The sequence below is a fragment of the Klenkia sp. AC732 genome, from assembly GCF_979256525.1.
Genome location: NZ_CEEDOS010000003.1, coordinates 46,471 through 62,719 on the forward strand (window position 1 = coordinate 46,471; position 16,249 = coordinate 62,719).

The 16,249-nt window shown below is 73.9% G+C and carries 16 protein-coding genes and 1 pseudogene; 2 read left to right on the top strand and 15 right to left on the bottom strand.

The window, feature by feature from the left end:
* Nucleotides 1-215: 215 nt before the first annotated feature.
* The 8 genes from AC0IVP_RS02110 to rpsP all read right to left on the bottom strand — a co-directional run bounded on the left by AC0IVP_RS02110 (nt 216) and on the right by rpsP (nt 5,294).
* Nucleotides 216-965, bottom strand: coding sequence for a LuxR C-terminal-related transcriptional regulator (locus AC0IVP_RS02110; RefSeq protein ID WP_056288087.1), 750 nt, complete (start codon nt 963-965; stop codon nt 216-218).
* 181 nt (nt 966-1,146) lie between these two features.
* Nucleotides 1,147-2,139 (bottom strand): signal peptidase I, encoded by a 993-nt coding sequence (gene lepB / locus AC0IVP_RS02115; protein WP_471754224.1) that lies wholly within the window; start codon nt 2,137-2,139, stop codon nt 1,147-1,149.
* Between the two features lie 112 nt (nt 2,140-2,251).
* On the bottom strand, nt 2,252-2,608 hold the full coding sequence (gene rplS, locus AC0IVP_RS02120; protein ID WP_471754226.1) for a 50S ribosomal protein L19: 357 nt from the start codon (nt 2,606-2,608) through the stop codon (nt 2,252-2,254).
* Between the two features lie 173 nt (nt 2,609-2,781).
* Nucleotides 2,782-3,282 (bottom strand): NUDIX hydrolase, encoded by a 501-nt coding sequence (locus AC0IVP_RS02125; RefSeq protein ID WP_471754228.1) that lies wholly within the window; start codon nt 3,280-3,282, stop codon nt 2,782-2,784.
* Complete coding sequence (trmD, locus tag AC0IVP_RS02130; protein ID WP_056288103.1) at nt 3,279-4,016, bottom strand: tRNA (guanosine(37)-N1)-methyltransferase TrmD; 738 nt, start codon at nt 4,014-4,016, stop codon at nt 3,279-3,281. Before trmD ends, AC0IVP_RS02125 begins: the two co-directional genes overlap by 4 nt.
* Nucleotides 4,013-4,555, bottom strand: a complete 543-nt coding sequence (gene rimM, locus AC0IVP_RS02135) for a ribosome maturation factor RimM (RefSeq protein WP_082556428.1) — start codon at nt 4,553-4,555, stop codon at nt 4,013-4,015. The genes trmD and rimM overlap by 4 nt, the downstream gene beginning before the upstream one ends.
* Before the next feature lie 26 nt (nt 4,556-4,581).
* Nucleotides 4,582-4,818, bottom strand: coding sequence for an RNA-binding protein (locus AC0IVP_RS02140; protein ID WP_056288107.1), 237 nt, complete (start codon nt 4,816-4,818; stop codon nt 4,582-4,584).
* A 2-nt stretch (nt 4,819-4,820) separates the two neighbouring features.
* Nucleotides 4,821-5,294, bottom strand: a complete 474-nt coding sequence (rpsP, locus tag AC0IVP_RS02145; protein WP_056288112.1) for a 30S ribosomal protein S16 — start codon at nt 5,292-5,294, stop codon at nt 4,821-4,823.
* Between the two features lie 143 nt (nt 5,295-5,437).
* Here rpsP and AC0IVP_RS02150 point away from each other — a divergent pair, with 143 nt between their 5' ends.
* Entirely contained in the window at nt 5,438-5,878 is a 441-nt protein-coding gene (locus AC0IVP_RS02150) for a VOC family protein (protein WP_471754230.1), read from the top strand.
* Here AC0IVP_RS02150 and AC0IVP_RS02155 read toward each other — a convergent pair.
* The 7 genes and pseudogenes from AC0IVP_RS02155 to AC0IVP_RS02185 all read right to left on the bottom strand — a co-directional run bounded on the left by AC0IVP_RS02155 (nt 5,868) and on the right by AC0IVP_RS02185 (nt 14,735).
* On the bottom strand, nt 5,868-7,604 hold the full coding sequence (locus AC0IVP_RS02155) for a proline--tRNA ligase (protein ID WP_471754232.1): 1,737 nt from the start codon (nt 7,602-7,604) through the stop codon (nt 5,868-5,870). The two genes, AC0IVP_RS02150 and AC0IVP_RS02155, sit on opposite strands and share 11 nt — an antisense overlap.
* A 46-nt stretch (nt 7,605-7,650) precedes the next feature.
* Nucleotides 7,651-8,736 (bottom strand): amidohydrolase family protein, encoded by a 1,086-nt coding sequence (locus AC0IVP_RS02160; RefSeq protein WP_471754234.1) that lies wholly within the window; start codon nt 8,734-8,736, stop codon nt 7,651-7,653.
* A 4-nt stretch (nt 8,737-8,740) separates the two neighbouring features.
* Entirely contained in the window at nt 8,741-10,291 is a 1,551-nt protein-coding gene (ffh, locus tag AC0IVP_RS02165; protein ID WP_056288119.1) for a signal recognition particle protein, read from the bottom strand.
* Nucleotides 10,292-10,364: 73 nt separating this feature from the next.
* The gene (locus AC0IVP_RS02170; RefSeq protein WP_200938663.1) at nt 10,365-10,541 is read right to left on the bottom strand and encodes a hypothetical protein; all 177 of its coding nucleotides are present in this window, start codon (nt 10,539-10,541) and stop codon (nt 10,365-10,367) included.
* A gap of 105 nt (nt 10,542-10,646) precedes the next feature.
* Nucleotides 10,647-13,013, bottom strand: coding sequence for a [protein-PII] uridylyltransferase (locus AC0IVP_RS02175; RefSeq protein ID WP_471754236.1), 2,367 nt, complete (start codon nt 13,011-13,013; stop codon nt 10,647-10,649).
* 130 nt (nt 13,014-13,143) lie between these two features.
* A pseudogene (locus tag AC0IVP_RS02180) lies at nt 13,144-13,401 on the bottom strand (P-II family nitrogen regulator); the annotation flags it as partial.
* Complete coding sequence (locus AC0IVP_RS02185; protein WP_471754238.1) at nt 13,401-14,735, bottom strand: ammonium transporter; 1,335 nt, start codon at nt 14,733-14,735, stop codon at nt 13,401-13,403. The pseudogene AC0IVP_RS02180 and the gene AC0IVP_RS02185, both read right to left, overlap by 1 nt.
* Nucleotides 14,736-15,085: 350 nt before the next feature.
* On the opposite strand from AC0IVP_RS02185, the gene nicT reads away from it, so the two are divergent.
* The gene (gene nicT / locus AC0IVP_RS02190) at nt 15,086-16,195 is read left to right on the top strand and encodes a Nickel transporter NicT (RefSeq protein WP_056288128.1); all 1,110 of its coding nucleotides are present in this window, start codon (nt 15,086-15,088) and stop codon (nt 16,193-16,195) included.
* The last annotated feature ends 54 nt before the right edge of the window (nt 16,196-16,249 follow it).

Below are 16,249 nucleotides of genomic sequence, written 5' to 3' on the forward strand. Positions count from 1 at the left end.
CCTACGACGCACCACCGACACGGCGGCGGGCACCGCGTGGGGCACGGCGGGGGGCACGGCGGGGGGCACGGCGGGGGCGAGGCCGCACGAGCCACGAGCCGGCCCGCGGGGGAACGGGGGCCGGCTCGTGGTCCTGGGTCGTCCGGCGTACCGGACGAGGGTGGGCGGTCGGGCCGCCGAGGAGGCGGACGGCCCGGCCGCACCGGGGAGGGGGCTCAGACGGTCCCGGACGCGGCGGCGACGGCGGGGTCGACGTCGAGGGTGGCGCCGGGGGCCGACAGTGCGTGGCTGCCGCAGGAGCAGCCGGGGTTGCGGGCCGAGAGGACCAGCGAGACGGCGTGCGCCCGGTCGCGGGCACCCAGCTTGCGCAGGATGGCCTTGACGTGGGACTTGACGGTGTCCTCGCTGATGAACAGGTTGCGGCCGATGGCCCGGTTGCTCTGGCCCTGGATCAGCTCGTCGAGGACGTCGGACTCGCGACGGGTCAGCGGCACCGAGGGGGTGAGCTCCTTGACGGCCGGGGCGGTGGCGGACTCGGTGCGGCGGATCTGCGGGTCGACGACGGTGCGCCCGGCGCGGGCGGCCAGCACGGCCCAGCCCAGCAGGGTGGGCGAGGTGTTCATGAGCAGGTAGCCCCGGACACCGGCGGCCAGGGCCTCGTTGACCACGGCGGGGTCCTCGGAGGTGGCCAGCGCGACGATGGCGACGCGGGGGTAGCGGCGACGCAGGTCGCGGCAGGCGTTCAGGGTGGCGGCGCGGCCGGCGCCCAGCTCGACGATGACGGCGTCGGGGCGGGCGGACTCGACCAACGTCAGGGCCCGGCGCAGCTCGCCGGGGGTGCCGACGGCCTGCATGCCGGCCGTCTCGTTGACCATGCTGACCAGGCCACGGCGCAGGACCGGGGCGTCAGCGAGCAGGAGCACGCGGGTGACGCCGCGGGTGGTGCTGACCGTGGGGGTGGACATCGCTGACTCTCCGTTCGGGGATCGGTGACTCTCAGCTCTGTCATCGACCGGGTGAACGGAGTACTTGAACAACTTCTGTAGATCACTTTCTGCAACCCGCGCAGATCATGCCCAGGCTGCCGGACCCCACGGTCCGGTGACTCGTCCAGGTCGTCCGCGTGTCGGCTGGACGACCGGCGGCTCAGTCCTCCCGGTTGCGCCCCGGACGGGTCCGCGGCGCCGGCCGCAGCCGCCGCCAGCCGGTACCCGGCGGACGCCGCGAGGGCCCGGTGGCGACCACTCGTCGCCGGCGGGACCGCCGCCGGGCGGCGACCGGCACGGCACCGGCCAGCCCCAGCAGCAGGGGTGCCGCAGCCGCCACGTCGGCCTGCACCCCGCTGACCACCGGTGCGCCGGCGGCCTGCTGCTGGATGTCGGGGCTGTCCAGGAAGGTGAAGCGGCTGACCGGCCACACGATGACCGAGGCCTTGCCGATGACGTCGTCGACGGCGATCGTGCCGCTGTACTGGTCGCTGACGTGCGACCGGGAGTCCGCGGAGGCGGAGCGGTGGTCCCCCATCACCCACAAGCGGCCCTCCGGGACGGTCACCGGACCGAAGGCCCGGGTCTCCAGGGGGGTGTTCTCGTAGATGTAGGGCTCGTCCAGGGGCTCGCCGTCCACCAGGATGCGGCCCTGGTCGTCACAGCACTGCACGGTCTGGCCGCCGACGGCGATGACCCGCTTGACGTAGTCGTCCTCGCTGGGCGGCGCGACACCGATCGCCCGGCCCAGGAACAGGGCGGCGGAGGAGAACCAGTTGCCCGGCTCCGCGACGTCGACCTCGGGGGTCCAGGTGTCCGGCCCCTCGAAGACGACGATGTCCCCGGGCTCGGGCTCGGAGAACCAGTACGGCGGCTTGGTCACCAGCACCCGGTCCCCGGTGCACCCCGTGCACCCGTGCAGCGTGGTCTCCATCGACCCCGACGGGATGAAGAACGCCTGCACCAGGAAGGTCTTCACGAGCAGGGCCAGCACGAAGGCGACCACCAGCAGGACCGGCAGCTCCTTGAGCAGCGAGCCCTTCTTCTGGTCCTCGTCACGCGCCCGGCGGCGGGCTCGGCGGGAGGAACGGGGGTCGTCCGCGGCAGTGGACTCGTCCGCGTCGGCGGGCCCCGCGGGCCGGTCGGTGCTCATCGCGTCGAAGCGTACGTTCCCGGGCTGCCCACCCCGCACGACGCAGCACGGCCCGGCTGCGTGTCGCAGCCGGGCCGTGCTGGGTGGTGCTGGTGGAGCGGGAGAGCAGTCGTCAGCGGACGACGGCCTCGCGCTTCTCCTTGATCTTGGCGGCCTTGCCGCGCAGGTCGCGGAGGTAGTACAGCTTGGCGCGACGCACGTCACCGCGGGTCAGCACCTCGATCTGCTCGACGACGGGGGTGTGCACCGGGAAGGTGCGCTCCACGCCGACGCCGAAGCTGACCTTGCGGACGGTGAAGGTCTCGCGGATCCCGCCACCCTGGCGACGGATGACCGCGCCCTGGAAGACCTGGATGCGCGAGCGGGTGCCCTCGATGACCCGCACGTGCACCTTCAGGGTGTCCCCGGGGCGGAAGGCGGGGATGTCGTCGCGCAGCGACTCGGCGTCGAGGGCGTCCAGGGTGTTCATCGCAGCAGTCCTCAGTCCTAGCGGTGTCGGTACTCGGGCTGCACTCACGCCAGGTGCGCGCAGCGTTCCCCGGTGGGTTTCCGATCCGGGGGGCCGCGGCTCCGTGGGAGCGGCAGCAGCAGCCCCCTACTGTGCCACAACCAGGTGGGCCGTGACGCAGCGGCCCTGTGATCTCAGGTGTCGACGACCCGTGGCGGCCCGGTCCAGGGTCCTGCCAGCAGCTCGGGCAGCAGGGTGGCGAGGTCACCCGGGGCGAAGGCGGCGGGTCCCGCCGCGACCTCCTCCACGCTCCACCAGCGGTGCGGCTCGTCGCCCAGCAGCTCCAGCTCGGTCCGCCCGGATGCGTCCACGACGTGCTCGACGTCGCGCAGGACGAAGAAGGTCTCGCGGCTGTCCACCACCCGGTCGCCGAAACTGCCCAGGTGCCGGCGCAGCCAGACCGGGCCCTCCAGCGCCGTCGGCTCGACCACCAGCCCGACCTCCTCGGCGAGCTCGCGGGCCGCGGCCACCCGCAGGGACTCGCCGGCCTCCACTCCCCCGCCCGGCGTGTACCAGAACAGCACGTCCCCGGGGACGGCGTCCGGGCCGGTCAGCCGGGCACCGAGCAGCAGCACGCGGCCCGCCGGGGAGAGCACCAGAACCCGGGCGGTCGGCCGCACCCAGGGCGGGGTCACGCGTCGGCGTCCAGCGCGGCGCGGTCGGCGGCGGACAGCTCGACCCCGGCCAGCAGGTCCGGCCGCCGGTCCGCGGTGCGCCGCAGGGACTCGGCCCGCCGCCAGCGCGCGATCGCGGCGTGGTCGCCGGACAGCAGCACCGGAGGGACGTCGTGGCCGGCCCAGGAGGCCGGACGGGTGTAGCTGGGGCCCTCGAGCAGACCGTCGGCGTGCGAGTCGAACTCCACGGACTCGTGGTTGCCGACGACGCCGGGGATCAGCCGGGTGACCGCCTCGACCATGACCAGGACGGCGGACTCCCCGCCGGCCAGCACGTAGTCCCCGATGGAGACCTCGGAGACCGGGCCCGCGTCGGCGGCCCAGTCGGCCACCCGCTGGTCGATGCCCTCGTAGCGCCCGCAGGCGAAGACCAGGCCGGGCTCGGTGGCCCACCGGGCCGCGACCGCCTGGGTGAAGGGCCGCCCCGCGGGGGTGGGGACGACGAGCCGGGTGCCGGGCGGGCGGACGTCGGTCAGCGCCCGGGCCCAGGGCTCGGGGCGCATGACCATGCCCGGCCCCCCGCCGTACGGGGAGTCGTCCACGGTGCGGTGCACGTCGTCGGTCCACTGCCGCAGGTCGTGCACGCCCACCGAGACCAGCCCGCGGGCCGCGGCCTTGCCCAGCAGCGACTGCCCGAGCGGGGCCAGGTACTCCGGGAAGATCGTGACGACGTCGACGCGGAAGGGCGCGCTCACAGCTCGAGCAGGCCCTCGGGCGGGGTGAGCACGACGTGGCCGGCGGCGAGGTCCACGGTCGGCACGATCGCCGACACGAAGGGGACCAGCAGCTCGCTCACCCCGGGCCGACGGACGACGAGCAGCTCGGTGCCCTCGTGCCGGACACCGGTCACGGTGCCCACGACGGTGCCGTCGGTGAGCTGGACGTCCAGGCCGACCAGCTGGTGGTCGTAGAAGGAGTCCGGGTCCTCGAGCTCGGGGAGGTCGGCGACCTCGACCACGAGCAGGGTGTTGCGGTAGGCGTCCGCGGCCTCGCGGTCGGCGAGCTCGATGCCGTCCACACCGGCGATCCGCAGCAGCAGCGTGCCGGAGTGCCAGCGCTTGCCCACCACGGTCAGCGGACCCCGCTCAGCGGGCTCGGTCCGCAGCGCGGTGCCGGGGGCGAACCGCAGGTCGGGGTCGTCGGTGCGCACGTCGACGGTGACCTCACCGCGGACACCGTGGGGCCGGCCGATGCGGCCGACCACCACGGTGTCCTCGGGTGCCTGGTGGGGCACGGGTCCCGGCGAGCGCGGGGTGGTGCTCAGCGCCCGTCGGTGTCGACGACGTCGACCCGCAGGCCACGTCCACCGACACCGGTCATCACCTGGCGCAGCGCCTTGGCGGTGCGCCCGCCGCGGCCGATGACCTTGCCGAGGTCCTCGGGGTGCACCCGGACCTCGAGGGTCTTGCCGCGGCGGCCGTTGACCAGGTCGACGGCGACGTCGTCGGGGTTGTCGACGATGCCCTTGACCAGGTGCTCGAGCGCTTCTTCGAGCACGGTTACTCGGCGGCCGTCTTGCCGGCGGAGCCGTCGGCAGGGGCGTCCTCGGCCAGCTTGGCCTCGGCCTCGGGAGCGGCCTCGTCCTTGACGGCGGCCTTCTTCTTCGGGGTGGTGGCGCCGGCGGCGGGCTCGTCGGCGGCAGCGCGGGCGGCGGCCTCGTAGGCGGCCTTCTTGTCCGGCTTGGGCTCGGCGACCCGCATCGGGGCGGGGGCGGGCTCGCCCTTGAACTTCTGCCAGTCACCGGTCACGCGCAGGATCGCGGCGACGGCCTCGGTCGGCTGGGCGCCGACGCCGAGCCAGTAGGCGGCGCGCTCGGCGTCGACCTCGATGAAGGAGGGGTCCTCCTTCGGGTGGTACTTGCCGATGGTCTCGATGGACCGGCCGTCCCGCTTGGTGCGGGCGTCGGCGACGACGATGCGGTAGTAGGGCGCGCGCATCTTGCCGAGACGCATGAGCTTGATCTTGGTGGCCACGGTGTGTGGTGTGCTCCTCGTACGAGATCGTGGGTGCCCGCCCGGAGGACGCGTGGGGGTACGCCTGGGCGGTGCGGCTGGACACGCGCGACGACGGAGAGAGGGCCGCCTGCCGACGTGTTCGACCAGCCATGATGCCAGACGTGAGCCACGACGTCGGACCCGCGCCCGGATCAGACCTCGTACCGGCACCCTCGGCGGTCGGGTTGCTGCACCACGTGGAGCTGTGGGTGCCCGACCTGGCCCGGGCGGAGCGCTCCTGGGGGTGGCTGCTCACCGAGCTCGGCGCCGCCTCGTTCCAGTCCTGGGAGCACGGGCGGTCCTGGCGGGCCGGGGACGTCCACGTCGTCCTGGAGCAGTCCCCCGACCAGACCGGCGACGTGCACGAGCGCCGTCGTCCGGGGCTGAACCACCTGGCCTTCCACGTACCGGGGGTCCGCCTGGACGCCGTGGTCGAGGCGGCCCCCCGGTACGGCTGGGCCCTGCTGTTCGGCGACCGGCACCCCTTCGCCGGCGGCCCGGGCCACCGTGCTGCCCACCTGGAGGACGCGGACGGCTTCGAGGTGGAGCTGGTCAGCTCCTGACGGCGGTGACCACCGCGGCGGTGGCGCCGTCGACGGCGATCTCGGTGCGCTCGCCGGTCGCCCGGTCGCGCAGCTCCAGCACGCCGTCGGCCAGGCCGCGGCCGACGGTGACGATGGTCGGCATGCCCAGCAGCTCGGCGTCCTTGAACTTGACCCCGGGGCTGACCTTGGGCCGGTCGTCGAGCAGCACGGTGAGCCCGGCGGCGACCAGCTCGGCGGCGAGGGACTCGGCGGCTTCGAGCACCGCGGCGTCCTTGCCGGTGGCCACGACGTGCACGTCGGCCGGGGCGATCTCGCGGGGCCAGACCAGACCGAGCTCGTCGTGCATGGACTCGGCGATGGCGGCGACGGCGCGGGAGACCCCGATGCCGTAGGAGCCCATGGTGACGGTGACGAGTTTGCCGTTCTCGTCGAGCACCTTGAGGTCCAGGGCCTCGGCGTACTTGCGGCCGAGCTGGAACACGTGGCCCATCTCGACGCCGCGGGCGAGCTCCAGGGGGCCCGAACCGTCGGGTGCCGGATCGCCGGCGCGCACCTCGGCGGCCTCGATGGTGCCGTCCCAGGTGAAGTCCCGGCCGGCGACGAGGTCGAAGACGTGCTTGCCGTGCTCGTTGGCCCCGGTCACCCAGCGCGAGCCGGGGACGACGCGGGGATCGACCAGGTAGCGGATGCCCGAGGCGGACCCCTCCCCCAGCACCTGCGGCCCGATGTAGCCCTTGACCAGCGCGGGGTTGCCGGCGAAGTCGGTGAAGGGCTCCACCTCGGCGGGGGCGACCTGGGCCTCGAGCCGCTTGGTGTCGACCTCCCGGTCACCGGGCAGGCCGATGACGACCGGCTCGACCGTGCCGTCGGGGTGCCGCAGGGTCACCACGACGTTCTTGAGCGTGTGGGCCGCGGTGTAGCCGACATCGGGGAACCGCGCGACCGCGACCGCGACCAGGGTCTCGATGGTCGGGGTGTCCGGGGTGTCCTCGACGTGCGCGGCGGGCAGCCCTTCGAACGGCACCGACTCGGGCACCACGGTGGTGACGGCCTCGACGTTGGCGGCGTACCCGCCGGCCGAGCGGACGAAGGTGTCCTCACCGATGGGGGTGGGGTGCAGGAACTCCTCGGACCGCGAGCCGCCCATCGCCCCCGAGGTGGCGGAGACGATGACGTACTCCAGGCCCAGCCGGTCGAACACCCGGGTGTAGGCCTCGCGGTGCGCGGCGTAGGAGCGCTCCAGGCCGGCGTCGGAGACGTCGAAGCTGTAGCTGTCCTTCATCACGAACTCGCGGGTGCGGAACAGCCCGGCGCGGGGCCGCGCCTCGTCCCGGTACTTGGTCTGGATCTGGTACAGCGAGACGGGGAGGTCCTTGTAGGAGCCGTAGAGGTCCTTCACCAGGAGCGTGAACATCTCCTCGTGCGTGGGACCGAGCAGGAAGTCGCCACCGCGGCGGTCCTGGAGGCGGAAGAGGTTGTCGCCGTACTCGGTCCACCGGCCGGTGGTCTCGTAGGGCTCGCGGGGCAGCAGGGCCGGGAAGTGGACCTCCTGGGCGCCCATCGCGTCCATCTCCTCGCGGACGACGCGCTCGACGTTGCGGAACACCCGCCAGCCCAGCGGCAGCCAGGTGAAGCCACCGGGCGCCGAGCGCCGGATGTACCCGCCGCGCACGAGCAGGCGGTGGCTGGGGACCTCGGCGTCGGCCGGGTCGTCGCGCAGGGTGCGCAGGAAAAGGGTGGACATCCGCAACAACACGGCGGTGAGTCTGGCAGGCCCCCGCGCCCGCCCCTCAGACGACCCGGCCGCGCAGCACCGTCAGCTGGGGGTCGTCCAGGGCCGACAGGTCCGCCCGGGGGTCCCGGTCGTAGCGGACCAGGTCGGCCGGGGCCCCTTCGGTGAGCCCGGGCAGCCCCAGCCACTCCCGGGCCGCCCAGGACCCCGCGGCCAGCGCTGCCTCCGCAGGCAGGCCGGCCGCGTGCAGGGCGCGGATCTCGTCGGCGATGACGCCGTGGTCGATGCCGCCGCCCGCGTCGGTGCCGGCGAAGACCGGCACCCCCGCCTCGTACGCAGCCCGGACGACGGCGCCCGAGGAGGCGTACAGCCGCCGCATGGTCGAGGCGTAGGAGGGGAACTTCGACTCCCCCGCCGCGGCGAACCCGGGGAAGTTCTCCACGTTCACCAGCGTCGGGACGACGGCGGTGCCCTGCTGCGCCATGGTGGCGACGAGGTCCTCGGTGAGCCCGGTGCCGTGCTCGATGCAGTCGATGCCGGCCCCGATCAGGTCGGGCAGCGCGTCGGTGCCGAACGTGTGCGCGGTGACCCGGGCGCCCTCGGCGTGCGCCGCGGCGATGGCTGCGGTGAGCGCCTCGGCCGGCCACAGCGGACCCAGGTCGCCCGCGCCGCGGTCGATCCAGTCCCCGACCAGCTTGACCCAGCCGTCCCCGGCGCGGGCTTGGGTGCGGACGGCCTCGACCAGGTCCTCGGGCTCGACCTCGACGGCCAGGCCCGGCAGGTAGCGGCGGCTGCGGGCCACGTGCCGGCCCGCGCGCAGGATCCGGGGCAGGTCCTCGTCGTCGTCCAGGGCGCGGGTGTCCACCGGGGAGCCGCAGTCCCGCAGCGCCAGGACACCGGCGGCCCGCTCGACCAGCGCCTGCTCCCGGGCCGCGGCCAGGTCCTCGACGTTGCCGCCGCCCCGGGCGATACCGACGTGGCAGTGCGCGTCGACCAGGCCGGGCAGCACGAACCCGCCCCGGGCCACGGTCTCGGCGCCGGGCACCGGTTCGGTGGTGAGCCGCCCGTCGCGCACCCACAGGTCACCGGTGACGCCGTCGGGCAGCATCACGACCCCGGACAGGTGCAGCGCGGGCGGCGTCACCGGGTCAGCGGCCCTGGTCCCGGAACTGGCTGAAGTCCAGCTTGCTCAGGTCCGGCAGTGCCTGGCCCGGCGGCAGGCCGGGGACCCCGCCGGGCGCTCCCCCGCCGGCGGACCCACCGGCCCCGGGCGCTCCGCCGATGGCCCGCCGGGCCGGGGGCTTCTTGCCCTTCTGCTTCTTCCCCTTGCGGGGGGCGGCCTGGATCTGCCGGCCGCGGGCCTTCTTCGACATCGGGCCCATGCCGGGCATGCCCATGCTGCCGGCCATCTGGCCCATCATCTTCTGGGCCTGGACGAAGCGCTCCAGCAGCGAGTTGACCTCGGTGACGGTGACCCCGGAGCCGTTGGCGATCCGGACCCGCCGCGAGGCGTTGATGATCTTGGGGGTGACCCGCTCGGCGGGGGTCATGGACCGGATGATGGCCGCGGTGCGGTCCAGGTCCCGGTCGTCGACCTGCTTGAGCTGCTCCTTCATCTGCCCGGCGCCCGGGAGCATGCCGAGCAGGTTCGCGATCGGGCCCATCTTGCGGATGGCCAGCATCTGCTCGAGGAAGTCCTCGAGGGTGAAGCCCTCCCGGCTGGCCAGCTTGCCGGCCATGGCCTCGGCCTGGTCGGCGTCGAAGGCCTGCTCGGCCTGCTCGATGAGGGTGAGGACGTCGCCCATGCCCAGGATGCGCGAGGCCATCCGCTCGGGGTGGAAGACGTCGAAGTCGGTGAGCTTCTCACCGGTGGAGGCGAACATGATCGGCTCGCCGGTCACGCCGCGGACGCTGAGCGCGGCGCCACCGCGGGCGTCGCCGTCGAGCTTGGTCAGCACGACGCCGGAGAACCCGACGCCCTCCTGGAAGGCGATCGCGGTGGTGACGGCGTCCTGGCCGATCATCGCGTCGACGACGAAGAGCGTCTCGTCGGGCTGGACGGCGTCCCGGATGCCGGCGGCCTGGGCCATCAGCTCGGCGTCGATGCCCAGCCGGCCGGCCGTGTCGACGACCACGACGTCGTGCATGGTGCGCCGGGCGTGGTCGATCGAGTCCCGGGCGACCTGGACCGGGTCGCCGACGCCGTTGCCCGGCTGCGGGGCGTACACGTCGACCCCGGCCTGGCCGGCGACGATGGACAGCTGGTTGACCGCGTTGGGGCGCTGCAGGTCGCAGGCCACCAGCAGCGGGGTGTGGCCCTGCGCCTTGAGCCAGCGCCCGAGCTTGCCGGCCAGGGTGGTCTTGCCGGCGCCCTGGAGGCCCGCCAGCATGATCACCGTCGGGGACTGCTTGGCGAAGCGGATCCGCCGGGTCTCCCCGCCGAGGACGCCGACGAGCTCCTCGTTGACGATCTTGATGATCTGCTGGGCCGGGTTCAGCGCCTGGCTGACCTCGGCACCGCGGGCGCGCTCCTTGACCGCGGTGATGAAGGACCGCACCACCGGCAGGGCGACGTCGGCCTCGAGCAGCGCGATGCGGATCTCGCGGGCGGTCGCGTCGATGTCGGCCTCGGACAGCCGGCCCTTGCCGCGCAGTCCGGTGAAGACCGCGTCGAGCCGGTCGGACAGGGTCTCGAACACAACACGTCCTCACGCAGGTGGATCAGGGACGGTCCCGACGCACGGGACCGCTCTCCAGGGTATCGAGCGACGCTCAGGCGGCCTGCTGCCACAGCGTGGCGGCACCCGGGGCGCCCAGCAGCAGCGCGTCGCCACAGCCCGTGCAGACCCACTCGGGGCAGTCCAGCCCGTCCTCGGCGTGCCCGTCGGCGCAGGGCGGCTGCTCCACGACGGTCTCCTCGGCACAGACGGCGCAGTCGTAGAGCTCCACGGTGACCTCCCGGTGTCGCGGCCGACGGCGTGCCCGTCGACCTGGGAGGGACCGTGCCACGTGGGTACGACAAGACCGCCCACGCCGAGGACGCGGCAGGGCCGGTCAGCCCGGGGACACCCCCGCGGCGGCCGACAGCAGCGCCTGCTCCGCCCGCGCCCGCTGGCCCGCGTCGACCGGCGTGCCGGAGGGGTCGGCCAGGTAGAAGGCGTCCACGGCGTCGGCACCCAGGGTCTCGACCGAGGCGGAGGTGACGTCGAGCCCCTCCCCCGCCAGCGCGGCGGTGAGCCGGTAGAGCAGCCCGGCCCGGTCGCCGGCCCGGACCTCGACCAGGGTGTTGGCCGCCCCGGTCGCCTCGGCGTCGAACCAGGCCACCCGCGGCGGGGCGCCCCGGACGCCGTCCTGGCTGTAGTCCTTCTCCCGCTGGGCCAGTCGCTGAGCCAGCGGGAGGCTGCCCTCCAGGGCGGCCCGCACGCCGTCGGCCAGGATCTCCGGGACCGGGGCCCGCCCGAAGCGGGGCCGGACGGCGAACACCTGCGTCGCGTGCCCGCCCTCCACGGTCACCCGGGCGGCGCGCACGTCGAGCTGGTTGAGCGCCAGGACCCCGGCGCACAGGCTGAACAGGCCGGGCCGGTCGGGGGCGCCGATGGTGACCTGCTGGCCGTCGACGACGTCCTCGATGCCGACGGTGACCGGCTGGGTGGGGCCCGGGATGGCCGGTGCGGGGACGGTGGCCAGCGGGTCGCTGGGCTCCAGCACCGGCTCGGGCACGGTGGTGCTCCCCAGCCGGGCGGCGACCCGGCCGACCAGCGCGGCGACCAGGTGCGCCTTCCACGGCGACCAGGCCGAGGTGGAGGTGGCGGCGCCGTCGGCCTGGGCCAGGGCGTGCAGCAGCTGCAGCAGGGCGGCGTCGCCGTCGATGGCCTCCACGACCCGGTCGATGGTCGCCGGGTCGTCGATGTCGCGGTGGGTGGCGACGTCGGGCAGCAGCAGGTGGCAGCGCACCATCGCCACCAGCATGTCCACGTCGGGCGGGGCGAACCCCATCCGGGTGGCCATCTCCCCGATCACGACCACCCCGACGTCGGTGTGGTCCCCGGGCCAGCCCTTGCCGATGTCGTGCAGCAGCGCGCCGACCAGCAGCAGGTCGGGGCGGTCGACGTCCCGGGTGAGCTCGGCGGCGGCCGCGGCGGCCTCCACCAGGTGCCGGTCGACGGTGAACCGGTGCCACGGGTGGCGCTGGGGCAGCGACCGGACCCGGTCCCACTCCGGCAGCATCCGGGCCAGCAGTCCCTCCTGGTCCAGCTGCTCGAGCACCGGCACGGCACTGCGGCCACTGGCCAGCAGTCGCAGGAAGGACCAGCGCACCTCCGGCGGCCACGGCTCGGGCAGCGGCGGGGCGTGCACGGCGAGCACCTTGAGCGTGTAGGGCGACAGCAGCAGGTCCGCGCGGGCGGCGGCTGCGGCACCGCGCAGCACCAGGCCGGGGTCGACGGCGGGGCGGGCGTCACGGGCCAGCACGACCTCGTCGCCCTGGCGCACCAGGCCCTCGGCCAGCGGCTCCCGGCGGACCCGGCGGTAGCGGGTGCGCGGCCGGCGGACCAGGGCGGCGTCGACCCGGCGCCAGGTCTCGTCGGCGACGAAGGCCAGCCGGCGGCCGGCCAGGCTCACCTGGCGGATGAGGGCGTCGTCGTCGGCGAGCCCGAGGGCCTGGGCGACACCACGCTGCTCCTGTCGCACCAGCACGTCCGAGGCCCGGCGCGACCGCCGACGGAGCTCGTCGCGCACGTCGACCAGGAAGGCGTAGGCCTCCCCCGCGTCGGCCGGCGGCTCGTCGACCAGCTGGGCGGTGGACAGCGCGCGCAGCACCTGGCCCTCGCGGAGACCGCCGTAGGCCTCCTTGAGGTCGGGCTCCAGCAGGAAGCCCAGCTCCCCCACGGTGCGGACCCGCCCGCGGCGGATGTCGCGCAGCTCGGGCAGCAGCCGGGCGGCGTGCTGCCGCCAGCTGGCCAGCGTCGCGGTCCGCAGCCGGGCGGCCAGCTCGGCGTCCCCGGCGACGTGCCGGACGTCGAGCAGCCCGAGCCCGGCCTTCACGTCGGTCCCCGCCACCTGGACGGCTTCGGCGACGGTGCGCACGGAGTGGTCCAGCTTGTGGCCGGCGTCCCAGACGGGGTACCAGAGCGCGTCGGCCAGGGCGCCGATCTCGGGACGGCCGTCGTGCACCAGGACCAGGTCCAGGTCCCCGTACGGGGCCGGTTCCCGGCGGCCCAGGCTGCCGACCGCGACCAGCGCGACGCCGGTGCCGGCCGGGGCGGGGCCCTGCCCACGGCGCGGGGCCGGGCGGGGGGTGGCCGCGACGGCGGCGTCGAGCAGTCCGCCCAGCCAGGTGTCGAGGGCGGCGACCCGTCCGACGCGGGGCAGCGCGGCCAGCTCGGCGGGGTCGGGGGCCGTGACGGCCCGCAGCTCGGTCACGGGGGCACCTCGTTCCGTGCGGGGACGGCGTCCGTGCCGTCGCGGTGGGTGGAACGGCGTCGGCCCCGCGCTCGCCGGTGCGGACCCGGACGATCTCGTCGATCGTCGTCACCCAGACCTTGCCGTCACCGATCTGACCGGTGGAGGCGGACTCCACGACGGCGTCGACCACGCGGGCGGCGTCGGTCTCGCTGACGACGACCTCGATGCGCACCTTGGGGACGAAGTCCACCTGGTACTCCGCACCGCGGTAGACCTCGGTGTGGCCGCGCTGGCGGCCGAAGCCCTGGACCTCGCTGACCGTGAGGCCGGCGATGCCGATGAGCTCCAGGGCGTTCTTGACGTCGTCGAGCTTGAACGGCTTGACGATCGCGGTGACCAGCTTCATCAGTGGGAACCCTCCACGGTCTTGGCCGTCGTGGCCTGGTGCAGCGCGGAGCCGCTCCCGCCGCTCAGGCTGGTGAAGTCGTAGCCGGACTCGGCGTGCACGACGTTGTCGATCCCGGCGACCTCGTCCTCCTCGGTGATGCGGAAGCCCATCGTCTTCTCGATGATGAGGCCGATCACGTAGGTGAGGACGAAGGAGACGACCAGGACGGCGACGGCGCCGACGACCTGGCGCCACAGCTGGTCCACGCTACCGCCGAAGAAGAGGCTCTCCACGCCGGCGGGGGCGTCGGGGTCGGCCAGGAAGCCGATGGCGATGGTGCCCCAGAGGCCACCGACGAGGTGGACGCCGACGACGTCGAGGGAGTCGTCGTAGCCGAAGCGGTACTTCAGGCCCACGGCCAGGGCGCAGAGCACCCCGGCCAGGACGCCGATGATGATCGCGCCGACCGGGGAGACGGCGGAGCAGGCGGGGGTGATCGCGACCAGGCCGGCGACGACGCCGGAGGCGCCACCCAGGGAGGTCGAGTGGCCGTCGCGGAGCTTCTCCGTCAGCAGCCAGCCCAGCACGGCGGCACCGGTGGCGACCAGGGTGTTGACCCAGACCACCGCGGCGGTGTTGTTGGCGGCCAGGGCGGAGCCGGCGTTGAAGCCGAACCAGCCGAACCACAGCAGCCCGGCACCGATCATGACCAGCGGCAGGTTGTGCGGGCGCATGGCCTCGCGGCCGAAGCCGCGGCGCTTGCCGAGGACCAGGGCCAGGGCCAGGCCCGCGGCACCGGCGTTGATGTGCACCGCGGTGCCACCGGCGAAGTCGACCGCCGCCAGGTTGTTGGCGATCCAGCCACCGACGTGGGTGACGGTGCCGTCGTCGTCGGTGAGGGTGAAGTCGAAGACCCAGTGGGCGATCGGGAAGTAGACGATCGTGGCCCAGACGCCGGCGAAGACCATCCAGGCGCCGAACTTGGCCCGGTCGGCGATGGCACCGGAGATCAGCGCGACGGTGATGATCGCGAAGACGGCCTGGAAGCCGACGAACGCCATGACCGGCAGCCCGCCCTCGGCGGTGAGGTCCTCCATCAGGCCCTTGAGGCCGAAGAACTCCGTCGGGTCACCGAGCAGCCCGGCGCCGACGTCGTTGCCGAAGGCGATGGAGTAGCCGTAGAGCACCCAGAGCACGCTGATCAGCGCAGCCGCTCCGAAGCTCATCATCATCATGTTGAGGACGCTCTTCGCGCGGACCATGCCGCCGTAGAAGAGCGCGAGACCTGGCGTCATCAGCAGCACGAGAGCTGCGCTGGTGAGGATCCAGGCGGTGTCGCCGGTGTTGACCACGGCAACCTCCTGACATCGGTCGTCGGCCATCGGCCGCATCGGGGGCCCGGGAGGGCGGGGGCGGGGTGCCGGGCGCAGGCCCGGCAGAGCTGCGCGATCGGGCTGCGCGGTGGTGTGCGGTGGTGCGGTGCTGGTGTGGGGACACCGTGCCCAGACCGTGTTTCCGACGGGGTCCTGGACGTGTTTCGGGACCGTGAACACGTCCGCGCGTGTCGTCCCCCCGTGTTCCGGACGTGTTGCGTGGGCCCGACCGGCGCCGTCGGTGTGTCGATCGCCACCCCTCCCTGTGCGGTCCGAGGCCTTCTTGCGAACGCTGTGCAGGTGCCAGAGGAGTGCAATAAGGTCCGCCCGTGACGCTCACCGCACCGACCACCGCCGCCGACGGGCGCGCGGGGTTCACCCGCCCCGACCGCCGCCGGATCGCGGCCATGACCGCCGTCGTCGTGGTCCTGCACGTGGTCGGCTGGGGAGTGCTCGTCCTCGGGGTCGCCCCGCAGCGGCTGGACCTGGGCAGCGCCGGGGTCCTCGGGGTCGGCGTGGGCCTGACCGCCTACCTGCTCGGCGTGCGGCACGCCTTCGACGCCGACCACATCGCCACGATCGACAACACCACCCGCAAGCTCGTCGGCGAGGGACGCTCCGCCGTCGGCACCGGGTTCTGGTTCTCCCTGGGCCACTCCTCGGTGGTGCTGGTGGCCAGCGTGCTCCTCGCGGTCGGCGTGCAGTCCGTCGCCGGCGTCATCCAGGACGGCGACTCGAGCACCGCGCAGACCCTGGGGCTCATCGGCACCCTGGTCGCCGGGGGCTTCCTGCTGCTGATCGGCCTGATGAACCTGGCCTCCGTCGTCGGCATCGCGAAGGTCTTCCGCGGCATGCGGTCCGGCGAGCTCGACGAGGCCCAGCTGGAGCACCACCTGCACAACCGCGGGTTCCTGGCCCGACTGCTCAACCGGGTCACCCGCCGGGTCAGCAAGCCCTGGCACCTCTACCCGGTGGGCCTGCTGATGGGCCTGGGCTTCGACACCGCGACCCAGGTCGGGCTGCTGGTGCTCATCGCCGGCTCCGCGGCGTTCGTGCTGCCCTGGTACGCGATCGTCGTCCTGCCGGTGCTCTTCATGGCCGGGATGAGCCTGTTCGACACCGCCGACGGCATCCTGATGACCCGCGCCTACGGCTGGGCCCTGGTCAAGCCGGTCCGCAAGGTGTTCTACAACCTGACCGTCACGGTGCTGTCGGTGGTCGTCGCGCTCGTCGTCGGCACGATGGTGCTGATCGGCCTGCTGGTCGAGCGGCTGGGCATCGACAGCGGCCCGCTGGCCTGGATCGCCTCGCTGGACCTGGACTACGTCGGCTTCGCGATCGTCGGGCTGTTCGTCGTCACCTGGGGTCTGGCGCTGGCGGTCTGGCGCTACGGCCGCATCGAGGAACGCTGGCAGCCCGAGGCCGCCCCGCACCACTGAGGGCGCGGGGCGGAGGCTCGGGCTCGGAGGCCCAGGCCCAGGCCCAGGCCCAGG

What these genes read in the sequence shown, in the direction of transcription:
- AC0IVP_RS02155 (WP_471754232.1), bottom strand. Translation starts at nt 7,604, where the DNA reads ATGTCCACCCTTTTCCTGCGCACCCTGCGCGACGACCCGGCCGACGCC.
- AC0IVP_RS02110 (WP_056288087.1), bottom strand. Translation starts at nt 965, where the DNA reads ATGTCCACCCCCACGGTCAGCACCACCCGCGGCGTCACCCGCGTGCTC.
- lepB (WP_471754224.1), bottom strand. Translation starts at nt 2,139, where the DNA reads ATGAGCACCGACCGGCCCGCGGGGCCCGCCGACGCGGACGAGTCCACT.
- rplS (WP_471754226.1), bottom strand. Translation starts at nt 2,608, where the DNA reads ATGAACACCCTGGACGCCCTCGACGCCGAGTCGCTGCGCGACGACATC.